Annotated in this window: 22 protein-coding genes and 1 pseudogene; 8 read left to right on the top strand and 15 right to left on the bottom strand. The window is 40.0% G+C overall.

Features of this window, described 5'->3' with window-relative positions; all coding sequences use genetic code 11:
- Positions 1-109: 109 nt before the first annotated feature.
- The 10 genes and pseudogenes from CPS94_RS11570 to CPS94_RS06705 form a co-directional block, all read right to left on the bottom strand.
- Positions 110-250: pseudogene (locus CPS94_RS11570) on the bottom strand (bifunctional DNA primase/polymerase); the annotation flags it as partial.
- Positions 247-609, bottom strand: coding sequence for a hypothetical protein (locus CPS94_RS06745; protein ID WP_112286433.1), 363 nt, complete (start codon positions 607-609; stop codon positions 247-249). The pseudogene CPS94_RS11570 and the gene CPS94_RS06745, both read right to left, overlap by 4 nt.
- Before the next feature lie 20 nt (positions 610-629).
- On the bottom strand, positions 630-884 hold the full coding sequence (locus CPS94_RS06740; protein ID WP_112286432.1) for a hypothetical protein: 255 nt from the start codon (positions 882-884) through the stop codon (positions 630-632).
- Positions 884-1,294 carry a hypothetical protein gene (locus CPS94_RS06735; protein WP_238145327.1) on the bottom strand — a complete coding sequence of 137 codons (411 nt, stop codon included), beginning with the start codon at positions 1,292-1,294 and terminating at the stop codon, positions 884-886. Before CPS94_RS06735 ends, CPS94_RS06740 begins: the two co-directional genes overlap by 1 nt.
- A 66-nt stretch (positions 1,295-1,360) precedes the next feature.
- Positions 1,361-1,645, bottom strand: coding sequence for a hypothetical protein (locus CPS94_RS06730; RefSeq protein ID WP_112286430.1), 285 nt, complete (start codon positions 1,643-1,645; stop codon positions 1,361-1,363).
- A complete protein-coding gene (locus tag CPS94_RS06725; protein ID WP_112286429.1) occupies positions 1,638-1,994 on the bottom strand; it encodes a hypothetical protein in 357 nt (118 codons plus the stop codon). The genes CPS94_RS06730 and CPS94_RS06725 overlap by 8 nt, the downstream gene beginning before the upstream one ends.
- On the bottom strand, positions 1,994-2,230 hold the full coding sequence (locus CPS94_RS06720) for a hypothetical protein (RefSeq protein WP_112286428.1): 237 nt from the start codon (positions 2,228-2,230) through the stop codon (positions 1,994-1,996). The genes CPS94_RS06725 and CPS94_RS06720 overlap by 1 nt, the downstream gene beginning before the upstream one ends.
- 14 nt (positions 2,231-2,244) lie before the next feature.
- Entirely contained in the window at positions 2,245-2,475 is a 231-nt protein-coding gene (locus CPS94_RS06715; RefSeq protein WP_112286427.1) for a nuclear hormone receptor family protein, read from the bottom strand.
- A 102-nt stretch (positions 2,476-2,577) separates the two neighbouring features.
- Positions 2,578-3,234, bottom strand: a complete 657-nt coding sequence (locus CPS94_RS06710; protein WP_112286426.1) for a Rha family transcriptional regulator — start codon at positions 3,232-3,234, stop codon at positions 2,578-2,580.
- A gap of 15 nt (positions 3,235-3,249) precedes the next feature.
- Complete coding sequence (locus tag CPS94_RS06705; RefSeq protein WP_112286425.1) at positions 3,250-3,435, bottom strand: helix-turn-helix domain-containing protein; 186 nt, start codon at positions 3,433-3,435, stop codon at positions 3,250-3,252.
- Between the two features lie 160 nt (positions 3,436-3,595).
- Between CPS94_RS06705 and CPS94_RS06700 the strand changes: the two genes are divergently transcribed.
- The 3 genes from CPS94_RS06700 to CPS94_RS06685 all read left to right on the top strand — a co-directional run bounded on the left by CPS94_RS06700 (position 3,596) and on the right by CPS94_RS06685 (position 6,783).
- Positions 3,596-4,177 (top strand): helix-turn-helix domain-containing protein, encoded by a 582-nt coding sequence (locus CPS94_RS06700; RefSeq protein WP_112286424.1) that lies wholly within the window; start codon positions 3,596-3,598, stop codon positions 4,175-4,177.
- Positions 4,178-4,518: 341 nt separating this feature from the next.
- Positions 4,519-5,655, top strand: coding sequence for a site-specific integrase (locus CPS94_RS06690; RefSeq protein WP_112286422.1), 1,137 nt, complete (start codon positions 4,519-4,521; stop codon positions 5,653-5,655).
- A 156-nt stretch (positions 5,656-5,811) separates the two neighbouring features.
- The gene (locus CPS94_RS06685; RefSeq protein WP_056958266.1) at positions 5,812-6,783 is read left to right on the top strand and encodes a ribose-phosphate diphosphokinase; all 972 of its coding nucleotides are present in this window, start codon (positions 5,812-5,814) and stop codon (positions 6,781-6,783) included.
- Positions 6,784-6,830: 47 nt separating this feature from the next.
- On the opposite strand, the gene CPS94_RS06680 is transcribed toward CPS94_RS06685, so the two are convergent.
- Positions 6,831-7,706, bottom strand: coding sequence for an IS3 family transposase (locus tag CPS94_RS06680; protein ID WP_039936034.1), 876 nt, complete (start codon positions 7,704-7,706; stop codon positions 6,831-6,833).
- Positions 7,691-8,218: a helix-turn-helix domain-containing protein gene (locus CPS94_RS06675; RefSeq protein WP_112286318.1), complete on the bottom strand. Its 528-nt coding sequence runs from the start codon at positions 8,216-8,218 to the stop codon at positions 7,691-7,693. The genes CPS94_RS06680 and CPS94_RS06675 overlap by 16 nt, the downstream gene beginning before the upstream one ends.
- Before the next feature lie 126 nt (positions 8,219-8,344).
- On the opposite strand from CPS94_RS06675, the gene CPS94_RS06670 reads away from it, so the two are divergent.
- Both CPS94_RS06670 and addA read left to right on the top strand, forming a co-directional pair.
- Complete coding sequence (locus CPS94_RS06670) at positions 8,345-11,878, top strand: PD-(D/E)XK nuclease family protein (RefSeq protein WP_112286421.1); 3,534 nt, start codon at positions 8,345-8,347, stop codon at positions 11,876-11,878.
- Positions 11,878-15,621, top strand: a complete 3,744-nt coding sequence (addA, locus tag CPS94_RS06665) for a helicase-exonuclease AddAB subunit AddA (protein ID WP_112286420.1) — start codon at positions 11,878-11,880, stop codon at positions 15,619-15,621. The genes CPS94_RS06670 and addA overlap by 1 nt, the downstream gene beginning before the upstream one ends.
- A gap of 231 nt (positions 15,622-15,852) precedes the next feature.
- Here the strand turns inward: addA and CPS94_RS06660 are convergent, their stop codons facing one another.
- Both CPS94_RS06660 and CPS94_RS11430 read right to left on the bottom strand, forming a co-directional pair.
- Entirely contained in the window at positions 15,853-18,507 is a 2,655-nt protein-coding gene (locus CPS94_RS06660) for a cation-translocating P-type ATPase (RefSeq protein ID WP_112286419.1), read from the bottom strand.
- A gap of 285 nt (positions 18,508-18,792) precedes the next feature.
- Positions 18,793-18,933 carry a hypothetical protein gene (locus CPS94_RS11430; protein ID WP_004051430.1) on the bottom strand — a complete coding sequence of 47 codons (141 nt, stop codon included), beginning with the start codon at positions 18,931-18,933 and terminating at the stop codon, positions 18,793-18,795.
- A 145-nt stretch (positions 18,934-19,078) separates the two neighbouring features.
- Here CPS94_RS11430 and CPS94_RS06655 point away from each other — a divergent pair, with 145 nt between their 5' ends.
- Together CPS94_RS06655 and CPS94_RS06650 are read left to right on the top strand one after the other, a co-directional pair.
- The gene (locus tag CPS94_RS06655; protein WP_112194404.1) at positions 19,079-20,623 is read left to right on the top strand and encodes an ABC-F family ATP-binding cassette domain-containing protein; all 1,545 of its coding nucleotides are present in this window, start codon (positions 19,079-19,081) and stop codon (positions 20,621-20,623) included.
- 74 nt (positions 20,624-20,697) lie between these two features.
- Positions 20,698-21,432, top strand: coding sequence for a L,D-transpeptidase (locus tag CPS94_RS06650; protein ID WP_112194406.1), 735 nt, complete (start codon positions 20,698-20,700; stop codon positions 21,430-21,432).
- An 86-nt stretch (positions 21,433-21,518) separates the two neighbouring features.
- On the opposite strand, the gene CPS94_RS06645 is transcribed toward CPS94_RS06650, so the two are convergent.
- Complete coding sequence (locus tag CPS94_RS06645; protein WP_112194408.1) at positions 21,519-22,187, bottom strand: L,D-transpeptidase; 669 nt, start codon at positions 22,185-22,187, stop codon at positions 21,519-21,521.
- Between the two features lie 130 nt (positions 22,188-22,317).
- On the opposite strand from CPS94_RS06645, the gene CPS94_RS06640 reads away from it, so the two are divergent.
- Entirely contained in the window at positions 22,318-23,736 is a 1,419-nt protein-coding gene (locus tag CPS94_RS06640) for a C69 family dipeptidase (protein ID WP_004051440.1), read from the top strand.
- The last annotated feature ends 38 nt before the right edge of the window (positions 23,737-23,774 follow it).

The raw sequence follows: 23,774 nt of genomic DNA, 5'->3' as shown, positions 1-23,774 counted from the left end.
TGATTGCAATGCTACTCCTGTAACCATTCCCGTTTAATGCACTTGGATCACGATTGATAAAATAAGCAAGTAGCTTTACTTGCGAATTTTGAATTATAGGCAGATTATCGAACCACTTCGCCACTGTCTGCGGATCGTTAGACGCTGTTAAATAGCTCTGGTCTTTGATAGGGCGCTTAGTATTTGGAACTAGTGGGAAAACCTTATAACCACGCTTCACAAGCTCTAAGGTGTATTGTTTCGGTGTCATTTGTGAACCCCCTTAAATGATCCCTCGTGCGTTTGCAACTGGTTATACAACTCAGGTTCAAAAAGTTTAATAGTTGGACCAAAGTTCTTTAAAATTACTTGGATCTCATTCAACGTAATAAGTTCCTGTTTGATCCTAATCTTTGTAGCTTCCATGATTACATAGGTGCTAGCTAGACTACTGAGATCAGAATATAAGTCGGGATCTGTTTTGGATAATTTTTTACCGTACACTTTTTCTAAAAGGTGAGCTGTTTCAGGTTTAAGATCGTTACTCTTGATCATGCTTGTTAGCCCCGATTTTAAATTTTCAAATGAAGCTAATTTTTCTTGATTTTTGATTGTGCTTTCGTGTAACATGTAATTACTTCCTTTCATGATTAATCTTTGCGGTTTTGTCGTGATTGGGATGTGGGTGGACCACTGATAGGGATGTCAGTGGTCTTTTTCTTTACCCTCGATCTCGATCGTAACCACTCAATGACAAACGGTGTAACTAGCCCAGCAACTCCAAAGATCAACGTAAATACTCCGATCGCCAATAAATACATAGTCATTGCATATTTAACGCCGTCTTTGTCGGATCGTTCTTCTTCAAACAAGTAGCAAGCGTCTAATTTGATCTGTTCTAACATTATGCGTACACTCCTTTGATCATTTGATTTTTTACTTTGATGACGTCACCGATATTCAAGATGTGCCAGTCTGTTACTTCGTACTTACAAAAGCCGATACTTTGAACGATAGGGACGATGTAACCCAATTTATTCAAGCGTTCCAGGTCCTTAGCCACTCCATCAGTCAAACCACCTAGGATATAAACAAGGTGCGTACCGTTTGCCACAACTCCCGATGTGCTAGCCTGCATACATAACAAGCCATAAAGCTGTTTTTGTTCAAACGTCAACTTGTCGGCTTGCATCACTCTAGGCGGGATATAGATGTCGTCCTCTCCTGCGATGACTCGTTCCAAGCAAGTATTTAATTGCGATCGCTCTTTCTTGGTAAATGTCTTCATGTCGTCAATTCCTTTCTTGTGATCCATAAAGCTGACCTTTAAACCACCTAGCCCAGTGCTTATTTATCGTTATAGCTCTATGGATCGTGTGCATTATTCTGTTGTCTCGTGTTCTGCTAGCCAATCAATAAGCGTTTGCCGTTTGATGAGTAGATTCATCCCGTCGATCTTAACAACTGGCAAGCCTTTCTTTATCCATTTATCAACTGATGTCACTGACTTAAGCCCCATGAACCTAGCCACTTCGCTTTTAGTCATGTATGGAGCACTAGGGATGTTAGTAGCAGCTTTTAGCATAGTTACCAGTTGGCCAACGCTTTTAAAATCTTCTGCCAAAGTCATGTCTTCGGTGTCTAGTGTGATCGTTACTTTAGCCATTGTCTTGATCTCCTTTGCTTAGATATTCCAGCCAATCGGTGCGGATCTGTGCAAACATTAGCGCTCGATTTCTTAAGGCTAACTGTTTGATCTCGTTCTTGAGTGGCTCGGTCGCTCTGATAAGTTCGTCTTGATCAGTTGCGATATAATAGCCAGTCTTTGCGCCATTTCGTACGCCTACGATCGGTACACCGTGAGCAATTACTAGATCACGAATAACCTTTCTTACTGATCGCTTGCTTAGGGATGTCATACTTGCTAGATAAGCAGTAGGGCGGGTGTTATCTGCTCCATAGCCTAGAAGTGATAAGATTGTCCGCTCGTCTGATGTTAGCTGTCTTCGTTTCATTAGTGCACCTCCTGTTGATTTTGAGCTAATGAGTTGCTGACGCCTGCCATACCGTCACAAATAAAGTCTAGGCTATCTGTAATGAGTGGCATTACTGTAGTAACTAAGTAAAGCTTGTCTGCTGGTTTCATCTCGCCGTTTTCTGATACGTATGCTTTTAGCAACTCGTTTAATGTCCGTGCTCTGATTTGTAGTTCATCTAATTTATTGATCTCTGTTTCATTTGTATATTGCATTGTGCTCACTCCTATTAATCTTCTGGACAAACGGTGTCCGATAATTTGTATAGATCCTTGCTGTGGCTACTCAAAGCATCCCTTAGCTTTGGAAGTAGTTTAATCAAGTAAGCTTGTGCGGTAGGTTCGCCACGTCTTAGATCCATGATATAGGCGTCTAAAAGATCAGCGTACAAGTCAGCTTGATTTGCTAACTCGCCTAATTCTATTGAGATATCTAATAGCTTTTCTTGTTCTTCTGTCATGTTAAAGATCTCCTTTGGTGTATTTTGGGTTTGGGATGTGGGTTGACCATTGGCGGGGTGTTTAAGTTGGGATGATCGCATCCCGTTAGCTTGTTTCTGTAATTATTTAACTTCTCTCCATTCTGTAACTTGTAATGTGCCACCGTTTAACATTGCTTTGATCTGGCTAAAGGTCATTTGTGCCAATAAATAGCCAATTACACGAGTTTCAAGTTTCTTATACTGTTCTTGTTCTTCACTTGTTAAAACGTCAAGGGATGCCTTAGATTGCGGGTTTCTAGCTTTTTTAAGCTGTTTGGCGTTCATCCCTGTAACTGCTTTATATAGCAAGTTTGAAATATGGTTATAGCTCCAGTCGGTTCGGTGTTCCCATTCTTTTACTGCGTCCGTCAATGTCTTTCGCAACGGTTTTTCTTCAATACGGTTGATTTTTCGCTTGGTTAGTTCATCTCTCATCTTAAAGAACTCAGAGACTAGGGCTACTTTGAAAGCTTTAACCTGTGGTGTGTTATCTAAAAACGTAATAAGTGTTGTTGCTTGTTGCTCGTTCAAGTGATAAATCTTTTTAGGTCGTCCACCTTTTTTACTGGTAGGTTTTACGATTTCAAATCGCAAAACTCCAAAGTACTCTAAGTCTGCTTTATTACGTCTGATCAGATCCGAAATGCTACGGTATTCAATTCCTGTATGTTCTGCAATGATTTCGGGTGTCGTATACGGTTCATCTTTCAACGATTGTAAAAATACTAGTTCTTGCATGATCCGTGCTCCTTTCTATTTGCTAACTTGCTTGTGTGCCTCCATAAATTCGATGATGTCGCTCTTTTTGATACGCTTGGACTTGCCGACAATGTAGACGGGTAAACCTGCATCGATGTAGCGGTATAGCGTGTTGTGTGTCTTTAGGCCTAAAAAGTCCATAGCGTCTTTATAACTCAAATATTCTGGTTGTTTTTTCATAAAAACCACCTTTCTTTTTTTGATTATTGTTAAATATTAGTCAGTTAACTAACAATTAACAATTTACACTAATCTATTTTTACTGTCAATAAATTGTTATATATTTTTGTAAGTTGTTATTTTTAACAATAGACTGTAAAATATGGTTGAGGTGAATAGAATGTTAAAAAGTAATTTAGCTGTCCTTATGGCAGAAAGAGGCTTAAAAATTGCGGATGTTTATGAGCAAACCGGTATATCAAAAACCACTCTGATGTCTTTGGCGGATAATAAAAGCAAGGGTGTTCAATTTGAAACAATTGATAAATTATGTAATTTTTTTGGTATAGATGTGAGCCAGTTTTTTGTATATTCTCCGTATTTAATAAAATATATTGATAAAGTTGATGGACAAGTTATGCGGATAACTTCAGGGGGAGAAGTAAATAATTTTTATTTTCGATATTTTGAAATTTCAAGCGATGAAGATTTAACGGATGACGATAAATTTGGAGATCCTCAAAAAGAATACGATTATTATATTTCTATAATGTTGGATACGCTTGGGGAATATGATAACTTTGATAAAATCTATAATAATTTAAATATTTGGTTTCAAAAAAATGTTACAGAAGAACTTTTTAAAAGAACAATAGATATTTTTAAAGAGGGCCACCAATCAAAAAAAGGTAAATATTTATGTGCTTTTAACATAGGTGTAAACAGAAAATGCGTATACAGAGAAAAAGAGATACAAGTTTAGCAAATATTAGCGCCACGCCTAAAAATGTAGGGTTTTGTTGGGTAGTAGCCATTTTGACGTCGATATAGGATTTTAGTTCAGGTTTTCTCAGGTTTTCGCCACAAGTGGAGAAAGTAGTATTTTGTAGTACTTCGGTTGTGGTTGGTGGCTAAAATTCCTACATTTTCCACCATTTTTACAGCATGAGCGATCTGAGCCAGTGCATCCCTAAGCATTCCAATTCTAGGGATGTTATAGATCCCATACATATACAATCGAATAGATACCAGTGATAAAGCTGTCCTATCGTGCATTACTTTAAGCCACCTAGCCCGTGCAATAAAGATAAAGGACTGATAAACATGGCTAAAATTACAGAGTATCAAACGAGCAAAGGGAAGTTTTACCGCTTCCGTGTATATGCTGGGATCGATGAGACGACTGGCAAAAAGAAATATATCAAGCGTGCAGGTTTCAAGACTAAGGCAGAGGCTAAAAAAGAACTGGTCAAGTTAGAGTATGATGTTTCAAGTGGCAATTACTTCAAGCCGTCCGAGATTAAAACCGTTAGGGATGTCTATAAACTGTGGTTTGAACAGCATAGTTTAACGGTCAAAGGCTCGACGTGTTACCTGATAAAAGGTTATTTCAATAACCATATACTACCGCTTATCGGATCTTATAACGTTGATAGCCTAACACTTGCGATCTGCCAACGTGCTGTAAATGAGTGGTATAAAACACGTCCTAGCAGTTACAAGAATACACTTGCTTACGCTTCGGCAGTAGTAGAATACGCAATAAAATTAGAGCTTACAAACGTCAATTACTTCAAACTGGTAAATAGACCTAAGAGCAAGCCAAAGCGCTCAGAGCGTAATTATTTAGACGTTGACGAGCTAAAACGGTTCTTAGCGATTGCAGAAAAAAAGAGCCTACAACGTTATACATTGTTTAGGGTTCTGGCTTATAGCGGTATGCGAATAGGTGAACTTTTAGCCTTGACCTGGGATGATGTCAGCTTTTCAGATAACACGATCAGCATTAATAAGACACTGTCTAAGAATGTAAAAGGTAGCCCCGCTATATATGATCCTAAGACCGAAACAAGTAAAAGGGTGTTAGATATGGATAGCGAAACAATGCAGGTCTTGAGACGTTGGCAAGTCCAACAAGCCAGTTACTTGTTAAAGCGTGGTATCAATGCAATGGCTGGCGATCAACTAGTTTTTAGTAATCGAGCTAACGACTTGATGCGTTTGGAAGTTATTCGCGAATGGTGTTATAGAATTTTAAAGGCGGGTAATTTGCCTAATGTAACACTCCACGGCTTCAGACACACACACGCCACGTTATTATTTTCTGGCGGTGCTAGCGTCAAGGAAGTTCAGACCCGTTTAGGTCATAGCAAAGTACAAACAACGCTTGATATTTACACTCACTTGACTAAGCAAGATCAAAAGGAAACAATTAATAAATTTGTACGTCTAATGGGATGAGAGAGACCCTAAGAGAGACCCTGAGAGTGTTAATAGCTTAAAAAGTCTTTATTATCAAGGGATTTAGCGTGGATATGATAATTATGTTATAATCAACATATACTGTGTCTCTAATAATCAAGCTGAACGGTAATTAGACAAAATCTGGAGGAATTTATGGAAAAGATGCAAGAAAATGCAAATATCAAATTATTTGCATTAAATTCCAATCAAGCGTTGGCACAAAAAATCGCAGCTGAACTGGGGATCAAGTTATGTGATGCTTCAGTCAAACATTTCAGTGATGGTGAGATCCAAATCAACATCAATGAAAGTGTGCGAGGAGATGATGTGTTCATCGTGCAATCAGTCGCTGATCCGGTCAATGAAAACTTTATGGAATTGATGGTCATGATGGACGCGTTACGACGCTCCAGTGCTGGTTCGATCAATGCAGTTATTCCTTATTATGGTTATGCACGTGCTGACCGTAAAGCACGTTCGCGTGAACCGATCACAGCTAAGATGATCGCTAATTTCATCACATTAGCTGGGGCAGATCGAGTTGTGACAATGGACCTACATGCAGGTCAGTTACAAGGTTTCTTTGACATCCCAGTGGATCATTTATTAGCGATCTACGAACAAGCCGCTTACTTTAAGCAAAAGGGCATTTGTGAAGATGTCGTTGTTGTAGCGCCTGACCATAATAGTGTTAAAGGGGCAAGAAATCTAGCTGATCTCTTGAAAGCACCGATCGCGATCGTTGATAAACGCGATGATACTCGGTTAGATATCGAAAATTCTTCGATCATTGGTGATGTCAGTGGGCATAACTGCATCGTCTTTGATGATATGATCGATACTGGGGGCAAGATGGCTGATGCAGCGGCCGCTTTGGACAAGGCAGGCGCACGTGAGATCTATGCTTGTGCAACGCATCCGGTCTTTTCAGGAAGTGCCGTCGAAGAGTTAGAGGAATCACCATATAAAGAAGTTGTGGTGACAGATACGATCGCGATCCCAGAAAACAAGCAATTCTCCAAGCTAAAAGTTTTATCGATCGCACCGATCTTTGCTAAAGCAATTTCTTTGATCTATCACAATCGTTCGGTAGATAGTTTGTTCAATAACAACGATAATATTTAAAGTAAAGAGGTTCTGTTGAAGTGAACCCATAAAGTTGGACACTCTATTTAGACTATATTTCTTAAGGCAAGATGTCGGTATTCTACCGGTGTCTTGCCTTTTAATTTGACCTTTATCCGTTCGTTATTGTAATAGCTGATCCAGCTGATCATTGCGTTGACCAACTCTTCTTGTGTTGTATATTCTTTATTGTGATATAGCTCTACTTTCATTGTGTGGAAAAAACTTTCCATGGGTGCATTATCTAAGCACGTTGCCCTACGAGACATGCTTTGAAAGATCCTATTTTCTTTTAGCTTCTTTCGCCATTGGACACTCTGATATTGGACACCTTGATCGCTATGGAGAGTCATACGATAGTTTAATTTAGGTCTAAGTTTTATCAATGCATCCAACGGTTTTACCACGAAGTCTGTTGTTGGATGCTTACTGATACTATAGCTCACTATTTCATCTGTACATAGATCTTTGATAGGTGAAAGATAGACACGTTCTTCTTGTGTCTTATTTCCATACCTAAATTCACTTACGTCAGTCACCATTTTTTGAAATGGTAAATGTGTATCAAAACGTCGATGTAATAAGTTCTTAGCTTTCTTACCTTGTGGTCCAAGGGCAGAATTATATTTTCGCCTTTGTTTATTATACATATGCGCTGATAGGTCATTTTCTCGCATGATGCGACTAACACGCTTATGATTTACTTTTATGCCTTGAGATCGTAATTTCAGTGTTACTGTACGATAACCAAAACACGGGTGCTTTGATTTGACCTCCTTTATAAGCTTTAATAGCTCCTCATCTTTATTTTTTCGCCTGTTTATTCGTTGGGCTTGATAGTAAAATGTACTACGTTTAAGACTAGTGTAAGGTAGTATTTCATCCAATGTATATTTAAATTCCTGCCTTAATTCTTGGATGATTTGATATTTTTCTTGCGATGTCCGCGCTTCTGAACCAAGGCATCGAGTTTTTTTAAGTATTCATTTTCAACCCGTAAAGCACGATTCTCAGCTCGTAAACGTTCTAATTCAGATAATTCTGATTTTTCTGCTTGTTTATTATTGTTGGTCGTCATGTGTTTAGCCCGTCCTCTTCTAGTAAATAAGGCATCAACACCTTTAGTATCCAATTTACGTTGCCAAGTCGCGATCGTCCCAGGATTACTTATATCAAACTGAAGTGCTGTTTGCGGATAGGAAGCCTTATGTCTTTTTCTCCAGTTTAAAACGTTGAGCTTAAAATTTCCATCGTAATCGTATTTAGGGTAGCGAACTTTTAACCCATCAATACCATATTTTTGATATCGTTTGACCCACATAAGGATATTTGAGTGATTCTTCACTTTATAAACTTTAGCTACTGTGTTACTTCCATAGCCTCTTAGATACATATTTACAGCCCGCAACTTATCCTCAAAAGAAAATTTAGTCATAGTAAAACCCCCTAAGTTAGATTCCTTTGTCCAACTTAGGGGGTTCACTTCATGTTTTAAACAGAGCCTTTTTTGTTTTGCTTTGATATAATTGGTGTAAATTACATTTAGGAAGGGAAAAAAGTTATGAGTTTGAAATTTGTGCTAGGCACAGCGGCTAAAGACCATCAAGCGTCATTGTTAGAGCAGATAAAAACTATCAGTCAAACAGACCCGCAAGCCAAAATATATTATATCGTCCCCAATCATATAAAGTTTGCGACTGAAGTTTCTGTCTTAGATCACTTACGAAAAAGTAGTGGCCAAGACTTATTGGCTGCTACGGACATCCAAGTCCTGTCTTTTTCACGGTTAGCTTGGTATTTTATGAAAAATGAGCCTAGCTATCAGTTACCGCGGCTATCGGCAGCTGGGGCTAATATGTTGGTCCATAAGATCTTGCGGACTAAAAATGATGAATTGACGATCTTTAAAAGTGAGCAGACCCAGCCAGGCTTTGTGTCACAATTAGCTGGGCAATTGGTCGAATTGAGTTTAGCTTTGATCACAAGCGCTGATCTGTGGCATAGTTATGAAATGTTAGAACAGAGTAAAGATACCGATCTAGTAGCTAAGTTACACGATCTAAGCATCGTTTATCGAGAATTTGAGCAACATATCCAAGGAAAATACCTAGGCACAGCTAATATGTTAGAAGCCTTGGCTAAAAAGTTGGCACAAAGTGATCTTAGTCACAGTTATTTTATCTTGGATGGTTTTTCACAGTTCAACGCTGGCGAATATCAGATCATTACTAGTTTGTTGCAAACGGCAAAACAAGTGACCGTTTCTTTAGTCTTAGATCGCCCGTATGTCCATCATGCTCCAGAAGCAAGTGAGCTTTTTTATCGCTCAGGGCAAGTGTATTATCGCTTGTATCAATTAGCACGGCACGAACATGTTAAAGTTTTAGTCGATAGCTTTGCTAAACAAGATCGTGTCAGTGCTGACTTAGTTACGTTAGAAAACTATTGGATCGCTTCAAATGATCTAAAACCATTTACGTTGACCGCTAAGTTGCAAGGTGATCTACAAGTCATCGAGGCCACTGATCGTTTAGAAGAGGTTAAATGTTTAGCAACTAAGATCCGCCAGATGGTTTTGCTTGAAGGATATCGTTACCAAGATTTTCTATTATTGACACGTCATTTAGATCCGTATAAAAATATTTTGCAACCGACATTTGAGCAATTTGAGATCCCATTTTTTACCGACCTGCAAAAAAAGATGTCCGATCATCCCCTAGTTGAATTGATCCAAGCACTATTTTTGGTCGATCAGCGTAACTATCGCTATGAAGATATGATGCGCTTGTTAAAGACAGAGTTGTTATTACCAAAACATGAAGGTGAATTCATGCCATTAGCTGAGTATCGCCAAGCCCTTGATCTAGCCGAAAATCAAGTCCTTAAATTTGGTTATCGTAAAAAAGGCTGGCTAGGTGAAGCTTGGGTCTATTATCGGTTTGGAACTAGTGATTTTGGAGCTCGAACTAAAAATGAAGATGCGATCACAGTAAAGATCAATTTGATCAAAAATTATGTAAAAGAACTCTTGCCACCATTTTATGAAAAGCTTGCTAAAGCTAATACCGGAAAAGCAGCGGCTAGCTTATTGTATGAATTTTTAGTCGCTGCAGGGGTGGTCGAACAGTTAGATGCTTGGCGTAAACAAGCTTTAAAAGTAGGGGCTGTCGATGCTTCAACGCGGGAAGAACAGGTCTGGGGGACTTTTTGTGATCTTTTAGATGAGTATGTAGAGATCTTAGGGGAGCAGCCATTTGAGCCCCAAGATTTCTTAGATCTACTTCAAGCCGGTTTTGAGGGGGCGACCTATAGTCAGGTGCCAACGACTTTAGATCAAGTTGTCATCTCTGAAAGCGGGATGGTCCAACCAAATGACAAAAAAATCGTCATGCTTTTAGGTGCTACAGACTTAGTGATGCCTGATGTTGCTGTTAGTGAAGGCTTATTTTCCGATCATGATAAGGAAATGTTGCAGCCAACCCTAAGCGAAAAAAGTTATCTTCCCGATGATACTGAACATGTTTTAGCCAATGAGCCTTTTTTGAATTACCTTGCTTTTTTGACGCCGACTCAAAAGCTCTTTTTGAGCTATCCGCGTAGTGATAATGATCAGCTCGAGCTTAAATGTTCACCATATGTTGAGCGGCTCAAACAAGCTTTAGCGCTTCCGTTAAGCTATGCCCATAAAAATGATGGGGCAAGTGATGCTTTGAATTATATCGGTACTAAACGGACCACAATGAGCGAACTTATCAAGGTCGAACGCCAAGCGCTCACTGAACAACAAGAGTTGCCAACAGTTTGGGATCATCTATTTCAAAGGTTTCAACAAGATCCTGCAACTAAACCGTTATTTGAGCAGTTAAATCAGAGTTTGGACTATAAAAACATTCCTGAACAACTGACCCCTGAAAGTGTTAAAGGCTTGTATGGCAAAGAATTAAAGACTTCGATCTCACGGCTAGAAGATTTTTATGCTAATCCGTATGAATATTTCCTAAAATATGGTTTGGGCTTAAAAGAACGTGAGATATTTGAAATGAATGCGGCCAATACAGGGGAATACTTCCATACTTTGCTTGATACATTTTTCAAATTGCTCTTAAAAAATGGCCAAGATCTCAAATTATTGAAGGGTCCCGAATTTGATGCCTACTTTAAAGAAAGTGTCGAGTTGACTAAACGTTTGCCGCAATTTAAGATCTTGGATAGTTCTAACCGAATGCGTTTTTTGGCGCGACAGTTAAATGCAGCTGCTAAACAAGTTGGGGGAGCGATCCACAAACAGCGACAATTTAACAATTTAAAGACGATCCAAACCGAAGCTTTATTTGGACACGTGGGCGAATTGTCTGGTCTAGCTGGGTTGCAATTCACAACGCCAAATGATCGTTTAGTGACAGTACGCGGTAAGATCGATCGGATCGACGAATTAGTTTTAGGAGATAAACATTATCTAAGTTTGGTCGATTACAAGTCAAGTGCAAAGAAGTTTGATCATGTAAAAGCTTATTTTGGCTTAGCCCTACAATTGTTGACGTATTTGGATGCTTTACTTAAAAATAAGACGACTTTAGTTAAAGGTGCGACTAAAGAGCAGATCGCTACAGCTGGAGCGATGTATATGCATCTTTACAATCCAACATTCAAACAAAAAGAGATCTATCAGACGATCTATGCAGATGAAGTACTCAAAAAGAACAAATATAATGGGTTATTGTTAGATCAGGCCGATGTTTTAGAGGGGCTAGATGAAAGTTTGCGTGAAAGTTCAGGAAATTCATTGATCTATCCGTTTAGACGAAACAAAAATGGTAGTTATAAAGCATCAGGCGCCCAATTAGTGACAGAAGCTCAGTTGGAAGCGTTGTTGTTACACAATGAAGAATTGATCAAACAAGCAACGGATATGATCTTTAGTGGACGGATCGACTTGATGCCAGCCTTGTTCAAAGATGGCTCGGCGTTACAATACACACCATATGAAGCGATCATGCAGTTTGATCCGATGTTGCCCGAAAATAATTATTACCGGCTTCCAGCAGAAAAGCCAGCCGATATTTTAAAACTTTTACAGGTTAAGGAGGAAAAATAATGGCTGAGATCGAATTTACACCTGGTCAGCTCCAGGCGATCAATGATGAAGGCAAAAATATTTTGGTTGCTGCTTCAGCCGGCTCGGGGAAGACCCGGGTGTTGGTCGAACGTGTTATCAGAAAAATCAAAGAAAAAACCGCAGTAGACGAGATGTTGATCTTGACCTTTACTGAAGCAGCAGCGCGGGAAATGAAAGAACGGATCCAAGGCGCTTTACGCCAAGCGATCAATGCTGAATCTGAGCCTGAGACTAAGCGATTTTACCTACAACAACTGACAAAACTCAATGTTGCCGATATCAGTACGATCGATGCATTTTGTTTGCGCATGGTCCAAAAATATTACTATTTAGCCCAGATCGATCCTGATTTTCGATTGTTGACTGATGAAACTGAGCGGGCTTTACTACGCGAAAGTGTTTGGGAAGATCTCCGAGAAGAACTTTATGGGAAGTTAGATCCCTTGTTTGAACAACTGACATTGAATTTTTCTAATGACCGCAGTGATGATGGTCTGACTGAACTTGTGATGGAATTATTTGATTTTGCAAATGTCAATCCTGATCCTAAAGCTTGGCTTGAAAATTTGGCTAAAAATTATCATTTGGAAGCTGGAAATTTAGAACAAAGTGAGTTTTATCGCACTGAATTTCTTCCGTATATCAATGAGCAATTGCAAAAATTCGCTGACTATATGGAGCAAGCAACGCTGAACTTAGAGGATATCGCTGATCCAGAAGATAAGTTAGCCAAATTAAAAGCTCTCTATCGCACAGAAGCAAAAGAGTTGTGTCAACTAGCTAAACTTGATCTGACAAAGATCTCCTATAATGAGCTAAAAGTGACTTTAGAGGCAGTAAAATTCAAACGCGCCCCTGCAGCACGCTTAGATGATGAGCAAAAAGTGCTAAAAAATCAAGCTCAAGCTCTGCGTGATGAGACGAAAAAACAGTTGAACGAACTTTTAGTCAATTATTTTAATGCCCAAGAAAGTGAGGTCATTGAGCTATTTAAACAAGCTGAGATCTTAGCTAAGAAGGCAGCTGAAGTGGTCTTACGCTTCATGCGTCGCTATCAAGCGGAGAAAAAGCGCCGACATGTCTTAGAATTTAGTGATTTAGAACACCTGACTTTAAAGATCTTACGTCAACAAGAAGATACAAGTGTCAAAGAACTCTTAAAAGCGCGCTACCAAGAGATCATGGTCGACGAGTATCAAGATACTAATCAGCTTCAAGAAGCGATCTTGACGACTTTGGCGCAGGATAATATGTTTATGGTAGGGGATGTCAAGCAGTCGATCTATGCGTTTCGGTTGGCCGATCCGACACTGTTTTTAGGTAAATATCATAAATTTGGACGCTCAGATGATCCAAATGAACGGATCATCTTAGCGGAGAATTTCCGCTCGGCTGAAAATATCACAGCAACGACGAACTTTATCTTTTCACAGATCATGGATCAAAAGATCGGGGAAATGGATTATGATAAAAATGCACAGTTAGTTTATGGAGCTAAAGATTATCCTAAAATGTCGCTTGTAACCGAGATCTTGTTATACACCTCGGAAGCAGATCCTTTAAATGATCCTGCTAAAAAACCATTAAAAATGCGGTGGGATCAAGAACCAGAAGCGATGGGACCTGATTTTGAGATCAATTCCAACCAAGAAGGTCAGATCGCTTTAGTGGCAAAGAAGATCAAAGAATTGTATGACCAAAAGTTTGGGATCTATGACCGTGGATCAGGCCAGATGCGTCCGATCACATACGGCGATATTGCTATTTTATCAGAGACACGAACCAATCATTTATTATTATCTGAAGAGTTAAAGCGCCTAGGGATCCCATTTTATGTGCAAAAGTCGCAAAATTATTTTCAAACGACAGAATTGCGGATCATGTTGGCACTTTTAGCTTTGATCGACAATCCTTATCAAGATATCGAGTTGGCTGCAGTTTTGCGTTCGCCGATCGTGGGGCTAAAGGAAAATGAGTTAGCTTATCTGCGGATCAATGACAAGAGTGGTGATTATTTCCAAGCGTTAGAAAAATTCTATCAAGACTCAAGCAATCAGAGAAAAGAACCATTTGTTCAAGCACTCTATGCTAAGATCACACGTTTTATGGAGCAGCTGCAAGGTTTTAGAGATCTCGCGCATCAAAATGAATTAGCTACCTTGATCCTGGCGATCTATGAACAGACTGGCTTTTTAGATTATGTCGGGGGTATGCCTGGGGGAGCACAACGGCAAGCCAATCTGCACGCACTTTATGAAAGAGCTGCGATGTATGAACAAAGTAGTTTTAAGGGGCTATTTCAGTTCATTGGTTTTATCAAAAAGATGCAAGAAAAACAAGATGATCTCTCAGAGGCTGTCTTAAAGACAAGTGATGATACGGTCAATATCATGACGATCCACGGCAGTAAGGGGCTCGAGTTTCCGGTCGTGTTTTTGATTGATGCGGCTAAAAAATTCAATATGCGCTCATTAGATAAAAAGTATATTTTAAGTGAAAAAGCTGGTCTAGCGATGAATTACTTAGATCAAGAGCGCCGGATCGAACATGAAACGTTGGTCAAAAATCTTGCTAAACAAACCGCTAGAAATAAGAGTGCTGCTGAAAAGATGCGCTTATTGTATGTTGCCTTGACACGGGCTAAAGAAAAACTCTTTATCGTAGCAGGCTATGATTCACGTGAACAGGTGGAAAAATTGGTGAATAAGGCTCAAACTTCTGAATTGTTATTACCAGATGATGTGCGCGCAAATGCCAAAAACTTCATGGATTGGATCTTGCCAGCAGTTGCACGTCGAAAAAATATTGCTCAAGCATTTGAGCTCTTAGTAAACCCACCTGCAACTTTAGATGAGATACCAGCAGAATTTGAAGTGAATTTTGCTAATTACAACGATATTTTTGATGAACAACGGTTAGCGCAAGTAGATCTAACTAAGTGGTTTGATGAGCAAACAACAGCTCAAGTCAAACTTACCCCTGAGATGGTAACTAAGATCGATCAGATCCTAGCAGGAAAGTATCAACATGAAGCAGCAACTAGAACGGCTGCCTATCAAGCCGTTTCAGATATCAAGCGTTTGTTTGACGATCCTGACCTTGAGAAAATGGCCAAGATCACGCCAGAGACGACCGCTAATCGTGAAGTCGGCGATTTTAGAAAACCGCGCTTTATGACCGAAGAAGTGCGGGTGACACCTGCTGCCATCGGGACAGCTGTTCACTTGCTCTTCCAAGAATTGGATCTGACTCAGACGCCAACGGTCACGCTGATAGATGATTTATTACAACGTTTGATCGCTGATGATCTGATCACACCTGAAGTAGCTAAACAGATCGATGTTACTAAGCTCGTAGCCTTTTATGCGTCACCGTTAGGCAAAGATCTCTTAAAAAATCATATGCGAGCCAAGCGTGAAGTAGCTTTCTCAATGGTTTTGCCAGCGGGTAAAGTCTTTGACGACTTGGATGACACATTGAATGATCCGATCTTAGTCCACGGGATCATGGATGGTTATTTTATCACTGAAAATGATGAGGTCATTCTCTTTGATTACAAGACTGATCATATTTATGGTGAAGATGGGGTCGAAAAGATCAAGCAGCGCTATCAGGGACAGTTAAATTTATATCAAACGGCTTTAGAACAGATCTTAAATAAGCCTGTGACCCATAAATATCTTTATTTAGTTGAACTTGATCAAGCGATCGAATTACCGTGATGTAACAAAAGAAAAGCGCCTAATGTAGTCAGCGCTAGATAAATAACAAGGGACCTACTATGATACATATTTGCATCATAATAGGTCCCTTGTTTGCCTCATTTCTATGTCTTGATAATGTCGTGTCCAAAAGCGGATCTAGTAAATAATAAAACCCCAAGCTAGCTGCAAAAACGCATCTAACTTGAGGTTTTGTTATTTATTGAGTGCTAGCGTTTTTCTACGCTTAGATCAGTCTTTGTAGATGAATTTTCTTTGGAAGAACTTCACAACTTCGACGATGATGATCATTAAAGAACCAGCGCCTAAAACGATCCCCCATTGTTCTAACGCAAGTGTTGTAACATGGAAGGTGCTGTTAAAGGCTGGTACAAAAATCGTCATTGCTAATAACACAGCTGAAGCCAGGACAGCAATGTTGAAGTATTTGTTGTTGAATGTCTCCTTGGAAAAGATCGTTCCGTGGATCGATTTGGAGTTAAAGGCATGGAACAATTGGATCACACCTAGAGTTGCATACGCCATGGTCAACGCATCAGCATGGATCAGAGCTGACGATTCATGGAATGGATAGTTGATCGCGATCCAATAGACCCCAAGCGTTAGAACACCTTCTAAGATACCTTGGTAAATGATGCTTGAACCGACCCCATTAGAGAGAAAGTTCGAGCGACTACCGCGTGGTTTCTTTTTCATGATGTCTTTTTCGCCTTTTTCGATCCCTAAAGCGATCGCAGGGAAAGTATCTGTGACTAAGTTGATCCATAAGATCTGTACCGGAGCAAAGATCGACCAGTTGAGCATGGTCATCATAAAGAGTGTCAAGACTTCACCTAAGTTAGCAGACAAGAGGTATTGGATCGCTTTTTGGATGTTAGAAAAGACCTTTCTACCTTCACGAACAGCTAAAATGATCGTGGCAAAGTTATCATCAGCTAAGACGATATCAGAAGCATTCTTAGATACTTCAGTTCCAGTGATCCCCATACCGACCCCGATATCCGCGGTCTTTAAGGCTGGCGCATCGTTAACACCGTCACCAGTCATCGCTACGATCTTGCCATGTGCTTGCCAAGCTTTAACTATCCGCACTTTATGTTCAGGCGCAACCCGAGCATAAACTGAGTATTTAGCAACATTTTGCTTCAATTCTTCATCAGACATTGCATCTAGATCACGCCCAGTGATCACGCCACTTTCATCGTCTGGTTGGATGATACCTAGGCGGATCGCGATCGCTCTAGCTGTATCTTTGTGGTCACCGGTGATCATAAGTGGACGGATACCAGCTGATTTAGCTTCAGCGACTGCATCTTTGACTTCGGGTCTTTGGGGATCGATCATCCCGATCATTCCGGCAAAGATCAAGTCATTTTCAAAATTATCAGATGTTGCTTCGCGCTTTTCTTCTTCTTCAGTCAAAGGCTTATAGGCAAAGCCTAAAACACGTAAAGCTTCAAGCGCTAATTCTTGATTAGTGTTTAAGATCTTATCTTTATCAGCTTGAGTGATCGGTCTTATTTCACCGTTATCTTCGATCCTAGTCGTTCGTTGCAAGATCTCATCAACGGCCCCTTTGGTCATCAAATAACGTTGGCCAGCATGAGAAACGATCGCTGACATCATTTTACGTTCAGAGTCAAAGGGGATCGAGTTGGTTCGCAAAAAATCATTTTGGACTTGCTTAACGTCCATTTGACGATCCAAATAATATTGGATCAAGGCCGTTTCAGTCGGATCACCTACTAAGCCATCAGGTGTTTCTTGACTATCGTTAGCTAAGATCATGATCTGGGCTAGCCGTTTTTTGGGTGAGACTTGAAAAGCATCGGCCGATATCAAGTTATGATCAGTATAGAGCTGTTCAACTGTCATCTTATTTTGGGTCAAAGTCCCAGTCTTATCGGAGGCAATGATCTCAGTTGTTCCTAAAGTTTCGACTGCGGGTAATTTACGGACCAGCGCATTGCGTTTGGCCATCGTCTGAGTACCTAAGGCAAGCGTGATCGTTACGATCGCAGGTAGGCCTTCAGGGATCGCAGCTACAGCAAGTGAGATCGCTGTTAATAACATATCTAAGACGGATTCACGCCCCGTCATGACCCCAAAGACAAAGATCACGACCGCGATGATCAAGATCAAAACAGTCAAGACCTTGCTCAAATGGGTGATATTTTTTTGCAGGGGAGTTACGGAGTTGTCAACTTCATCTAACATGGTAGCGATATGCCCAACTTGAGTCTGCATGCCTGTGGCAAAGACGACTGCTTCAGCGGTACCATATGTGACGCTAGTGTTCATAAAGCACAAGTTGCTTTGCTCGCCTAAAGGAGGTTCTTTTTCATTCAAGACGTTACTGTCCTTTTCGACGGGAACTGATTCACCCGTTAAAGCAGCTTCTTCGATCTTGAGCGAAGAAGATTCGAGGATCCGCATATCGGCTGGGACGATATCGCCAGCTTCGAGCAAGACGATATCTCCTAAAACGATCTCATCACTTTTAACTTGCATGACCACACCATTGCGTTTGACACGTGAATAAGGGGTCGTCATTTCTTGTAAAGCATCGATCGCATTTTCAGCCTTGGCTTCTTGAAAGACCCCAAAGACCGCATTTAAGATCACCACTAAAAAGATGATCAAAGCATCGGATACTTCACCTGCAAGCATGGCAACTAGGGCAGCGACCATCAAGATCACGATCATCAAGTCTTTGAATTGAGCGATGAACTTTTGAAGTAAAGTTGTATGCTTCTTTGATTCTAAAACGTTAGGACCGTATTTTTCTTGACGTATTTTGACTTCAGCATCAGTCAAACCATTAGCTGAACTGTTTAATTCAGCAAGTGCCTGTTCTCCAGTAAGTTGATAATATTTCGTTTTCAATCACGAAATTCCTCCTTTGATATGATTATTAGGTTACAGGCTTATCGTATCACACTTACTCATTAAAAAGAAATTATCCGCTAGTAAATTAATTGTAAATTTTATGTAAAATATTATAAATTAGGGCAAAATAAATCCACATGTGCACACCTGACAGGGGCCCATGTGGAGCTATTTGTATTCAATTAATTGAACTTTTCCCGGGTTATCAGCAAAATCTCGCGAGTGATCCTGCAGTTAAGATATCCCGGTCAGAGCTCCACTAGTATGTCATGTGGTGCTCAATTATTTAGCAGCTTTTTCAGCTTCTTCGCGTTCCTTTAAGAAACTCAATACAGCTTGATGTTCTGCACGACGCTTCTTAACGTTTTTGTTGTTAACTGGGCGGCGGTCGTTACCAACGCCTACGTGTGTATTTTGTGACATGGTAGTCCCTCCCTTCATTACTCATGCAACTTTATATTTTAGCGAAAAACTTCTTAAATATCAAGGGTAAATTATAGTAGTTCTTTAAAAATAAGGGTTCTATGGTATAATTAGCGAAAGATTTGAGTAGAAAGAATGAATTGAAATGAGTATTTTAGAAGTAACAGATCTCTCGATGAGTTATGCAGATAAACAACTTTATGATCAAGCTTCATTTGTCTTGAACAAAGAAGATCATATGGGAGTTATCGGCCAAAACGGTGCCGGGAAATCGACCTTGATCCGTTTGATAACAGGTCAGACACTACCAGATGCATGCCAGATCAAATGGCAACGTGGCAAAAAGATCGGTTATCTCGATCAATATGCTGAATCAGCGCATGATCTGACTATTGGGGCCTTTTTGCAAAGTGCTTTTAAGAAATTATACGAGATCGAAGCTAAACAAGCTAAGTGCTATGCTGATTATGCCACTACTTTGGATGATGCTTTATTGACTAAAGCAGGTAAATATCAAGAACAGTTAGAAGCTGCTGATTTTTATGGCTTAGATGTCAAGATCGATCAAGTCATGACCGGACTAGGGATCGATGTCTTGGGAAAAGAGCGTCAAGTCAGCAGTTGTTCTGGCGGGCAACGTTCTAAGATAATTTTAGCTAAATTATTATTGGAAGAACCGGATGTCTTGTTACTAGACGAACCGACAAACTATTTGGATACGGAACATATCGAATGGTTGATCGGTTATCTAAATGAATTTTCTGGCTGCTTTATGGTCATCTCCCACGATTATGACTTTTTAGAAGCGATCACCAATACGATCATTGATGTAGCATTTGGCAAGATCACGAAATATACAGGTAGTTTCCAAGCTGCGATCAAACAAAAAGAAGTCAAAAAAGAAGTTCAGCTCAAAGCGTATGAAAAACAACGGCGACAGATCGAAAAAGATGAAGCGTATATTCGTAAAAATAAAGCGGGAACACGAGCTGCAATGGCCAAGTCACGGCAAAAAAGACTAGATAAATTAGAGCGCTTGACGCCACCAAGTGATAATCTCCAAGCTCATTTCAACTTCCCATATCTAGAACTGCTTTCAAGTGCGACTTTGCGAGTCAAAAAATTATCAGTGGGGTATAACAAACCATTGCTCGAACCAGTGACATTTTCAATGAGTCACGGGGAAAAAGTCGTGCTTAAGGGATTTAATGGGGTCGGAAAATCAACGTTGATCAAATCGATCTTAGGCAAGATCAAAACTTTTGGCGGGACAGCTCAATTTGTTGACGCTGCTGTGATCAATTATTTTACTCAGGAATTAACATGGCAAGATCCAAACCAAACTCCGCTCCAAGTCTTACAAGATGCCTATCCTAAGCTTGAGCCCAAAACGATCCGGCAACGCTTAGCTCGTGCAGGGATCAATGCAGCTAATACACTCAAACCGATGAAATTGTTGAGTGGAGGCGAACAGACCAAGGTCAAACTGTGTTTATTGGAATTAAAGCCAAGTAATTTCTTGATCTTAGATGAACCGACAAACCACCTTGATGATGAGACGAAGCAAGCGTTGAAACAAGCCTTGATGAATTTCCCAGGAAATGTTTTGCTAGTTACCCACGAAGCTTCATTTTATGCTGGCTGGGTCGATAAGATATTTGATGTGGAAAATATTCAACTAAAGCGCTGATAAAGTTGACATTTTACAGGCTTATCCTTATATTGAATTAAGGTCAATTAGTTAAGAAAGGATCACTTTAAATTATGAAAAAAGCAAGTTGGATCCATTGGGCAGTTGCAATTATTTTAGTTGGACTTGCGGGATATAGTGCGGTATATATTCACCGTGCCGAAGAAAAAAACGCGCTAAAAGTTGAGCGTCAAGCAAAACTTGATAAGCAAGAAGAAAAACGAAAAAAAGAGCTTTTACGGGAACAAAAAAAGCATATGCAAACACCGATCGATTGGCAAAAGCCTTCAGAGACGCTGCCATATCCTGAGGTGAGTCAAGCTATCAAATCTAAAAAGCTCGATCAAAAGATCTGGCTATTGGTCTCACCAAATAAACAACGCGTTTACGTGCGTCAGGGGCCATATACTTTATACACGATGTATGCTTCGATCGGGAAAAATTTTGAAAATGTTAAGAATTATCAGGAAACACCGACTGGGGATTTTAAGCTCCAAAAGGAACGCGGTGAAGAATTCTACGATGCAACGAAGGGCTATGGGGCTAAATACTGGACATCATTTAGAGGACATGGTGCCTATCGCTTTGAGTCAGTACCGTTTGATCAGGCGGGGAAAGTTATTGAAAGTCAAGCTAAATTGTTAGGCCAAAAGGTGACCAAAAAACACAATATCAAAGCGTATGGGAGTATTCGTTTGAGTGTAGCTGATGCTAAATGGATCATGGATAATCTTCCGGCTAAAACAAAAGTCGTGGTCGAAGATAATGAGCCCAAGCATGATGCCTGGGAGTATATGAAAGATCAATAAATTTGATATATTTAGTTAGATCGATCTGAGATCTGGTAGCTAAAAAGAGGCTAACATCGATATTTTTTCGATGTTAGCCTCTTTTATTAGCCGTTGATCACGACTTTAGTACCAGTTTTTAAGTTTTCTGACATCCATTTTGAATCAGGCACGCTCAGACGAATACAACCGTGTGAAGCTGCCGTTTTCCCTAGCTTTTTAGCTTCCTTGACATTGTAATTGCCTGAAGCATCGGTTGGGACCGAATGGAAGAGATAGATCCCATGGTCTTTAAAAGAGACCCAATTATTAGCTCCTTCATTTAGAGATGCATTGTAAAATGAATCGCCCCGCTCTGGTTCGATGTAAAAAGTTCCAGTCGGAGTGTAGCTTTCGTATTTGCCAGTTTCTTCATCATGATGATAGCTTCCACCAGACGAATACATTGTGTAGATCACTTTATCGCCTGACATTAGGTAAGTCCGATTCTTTTTGAGATCGACTTTGACCCAAAAATCATTGACTTGATCCAGATCAGGATAAGGTTTGGTTTCAGAAGACTTTTGCCAATCGATCGGAGTTTGCATGGTCGTACTCTCAGAATCAGTTGTTTTTTTGGCAGTTGTAGCTTTAGTTGCTTGATTTTTTTCAGTTATTTGTGCTTGAGTCGTTGTTGAAGCAGGGGCTTGCTTAGTTACACGGTAGATCAAAAAGGCATCGCAGATGATCACTGCAATAGCAAGGCTCAAATAAAAGCGAGAACTTTGTGGTTTCATAGTTTAGTCTATCCTATTCTTTAGTAAGTATTGTCATTGTCTATTATACTGGTTTCTTTAATTAAATGTAGTAGCATTAGGAAAATTTAAGGTGTAAACTTTTAAAGTGTCAGGAAGGATATGATAAATTATGAATGAACAAGCATGTACGACGATCTTAGTAGGAAAGAAGGCCACGATCGATGGGTCGACGATGATCGCGCGTAATGACGATACGTTTTTACCACTGACACCACAGCGCTTTATCATGCAGAAAGCAGTGCATGGACGTCATGAAATGTGGCGCTCAACGCAAAATGGGTTTGAAGCTCCACTGCCAGCTGATGGTTATCGGACGACGATGACACCAAATGTTGATGTTAAAGGTTTAGGCTATTTTGGTGAAAGTTCGATCAATGAAAAAAATGTTGCAATGTCAGCGACTGAGTCTGTCTATGGCAACCCGCTAGCTCTAGCCCACGATCCTTTTGTCGTAGATGGTCTAGCGGAGGATTCTTTACAATCAATGGTCGCACCATTTATCACTTCAGCTAGGGAAGGTGTTTTATATTTAGGCGAATTGATCAAAAAATATGGTTCACCTGAAGGAAACGGCGTCTTGTTCGCTGATAAAGATGAAGTTTGGTACATGGAGATCGTAACGGGACATCATTGGGCAGCCACGAGGATCCCTGATGATGCATATGCGATCGCTGCTAATCAAGTTGCACAAGATTACATAGATTTTAATGATCCACAAAACTATTTGTGGTCAGAAGGCTTACAAGAATTTGTGGAAAAATACCACTTGAATCCTGATAAGTCGACGTTTAATTTCAGAAAGATCTTTGGGACTGACAATGAAAAAGATCGGCATTACAATACGCCCCGTGTATGGTATGGGCAACGTTATTTTAACCCAGAGATCCAACAAGATCCACGATCAAGTGACTTACCATTTATCTGCCGTTCTAAGCGCTTATTGAAAGTTGAGGATCTGACATACGTTTTGGCTTCACACTATAATGAAACTAAATACGATCCTTTGGGGCACGGAAGTCAAGCCGACAAGCTCAAATTTCGGCCGATCTCATTGAATCGGACCCAAAATTCGCATGTTTTACAGATCAGAAATGATGTTTTCACTAAGAATGCAGCGTTGATGTGGATCTGCTTTGGGGTGCCAACCTTTACCCCATATGTGCCATTCTATACGAATGCGACTGATACTGATCCAAGTTGGAGTCAAACGCCATTGGAGTATGATATCACCAGTGCTTATTGGATGTATCGAACGTTATCGATGCTGACTGAATCACATTATGCCCAATTCGTGCAAAAAAATCGTGATTATTTGATCAAAACACGTGAAGTTTTACACCGTTTGATCAGTGAGATCGACAATGGAGTAGCCGATCTGAATGGAGAAGAAGCAACGGCATATTTGACCAAAGAAAATTACCGGATCGTAGCTCAGATGCGAGAGTTGACGATGGAAGCGATCGCTGATTGCGTTACTGGTGGTTTAGAATTATCGAAACTTACTTTCGATATGGATAAGAATCTTTAAAGTCGTGATATAAAATTTTGTAATTTGTGGATTTTTTG

This window comes from Ligilactobacillus murinus (genome assembly GCF_003288115.1).
Classification (GTDB): domain Bacteria; phylum Bacillota; class Bacilli; order Lactobacillales; family Lactobacillaceae; genus Ligilactobacillus; species Ligilactobacillus murinus.
This window is presented reverse-complemented; position numbering and strand designations above follow the sequence as displayed.

Coding starts and splice junctions, on each gene's coding strand:
- CPS94_RS06745 (WP_112286433.1), bottom strand. CDS start 609: ATGTTACACGAAAGCACAATCAAAAATCAAGAAAAATTAGCTTCATTT.
- CPS94_RS06740 (WP_112286432.1), bottom strand. CDS start 884: ATGTTAGAACAGATCAAATTAGACGCTTGCTACTTGTTTGAAGAAGAA.
- CPS94_RS06735 (WP_238145327.1), bottom strand. CDS start 1,294: ATGGATCACAAGAAAGGAATTGACGACATGAAGACATTTACCAAGAAA.
- CPS94_RS06730 (WP_112286430.1), bottom strand. CDS start 1,645: ATGGCTAAAGTAACGATCACACTAGACACCGAAGACATGACTTTGGCA.
- CPS94_RS06725 (WP_112286429.1), bottom strand. CDS start 1,994: ATGAAACGAAGACAGCTAACATCAGACGAGCGGACAATCTTATCACTT.
- CPS94_RS06720 (WP_112286428.1), bottom strand. CDS start 2,230: ATGCAATATACAAATGAAACAGAGATCAATAAATTAGATGAACTACAA.
- CPS94_RS06715 (WP_112286427.1), bottom strand. CDS start 2,475: ATGACAGAAGAACAAGAAAAGCTATTAGATATCTCAATAGAATTAGGC.
- CPS94_RS06710 (WP_112286426.1), bottom strand. CDS start 3,234: ATGCAAGAACTAGTATTTTTACAATCGTTGAAAGATGAACCGTATACG.
- CPS94_RS06705 (WP_112286425.1), bottom strand. CDS start 3,435: ATGAAAAAACAACCAGAATATTTGAGTTATAAAGACGCTATGGACTTT.
- CPS94_RS06700 (WP_112286424.1), top strand. CDS start 3,596: ATGTTAAAAAGTAATTTAGCTGTCCTTATGGCAGAAAGAGGCTTAAAA.
- CPS94_RS06690 (WP_112286422.1), top strand. CDS start 4,519: ATGGCTAAAATTACAGAGTATCAAACGAGCAAAGGGAAGTTTTACCGC.
- CPS94_RS06685 (WP_056958266.1), top strand. CDS start 5,812: ATGGAAAAGATGCAAGAAAATGCAAATATCAAATTATTTGCATTAAAT.
- CPS94_RS06675 (WP_112286318.1), bottom strand. CDS start 8,218: ATGACTAAATTTTCTTTTGAGGATAAGTTGCGGGCTGTAAATATGTAT.
- CPS94_RS06670 (WP_112286421.1), top strand. CDS start 8,345: ATGAGTTTGAAATTTGTGCTAGGCACAGCGGCTAAAGACCATCAAGCG.
- addA (WP_112286420.1), top strand. CDS start 11,878: ATGGCTGAGATCGAATTTACACCTGGTCAGCTCCAGGCGATCAATGAT.
- CPS94_RS11430 (WP_004051430.1), bottom strand. CDS start 18,933: ATGTCACAAAATACACACGTAGGCGTTGGTAACGACCGCCGCCCAGTT.
- CPS94_RS06655 (WP_112194404.1), top strand. CDS start 19,079: ATGAGTATTTTAGAAGTAACAGATCTCTCGATGAGTTATGCAGATAAA.
- CPS94_RS06650 (WP_112194406.1), top strand. CDS start 20,698: ATGAAAAAAGCAAGTTGGATCCATTGGGCAGTTGCAATTATTTTAGTT.
- CPS94_RS06645 (WP_112194408.1), bottom strand. CDS start 22,187: ATGAAACCACAAAGTTCTCGCTTTTATTTGAGCCTTGCTATTGCAGTG.
- CPS94_RS06640 (WP_004051440.1), top strand. CDS start 22,318: ATGAATGAACAAGCATGTACGACGATCTTAGTAGGAAAGAAGGCCACG.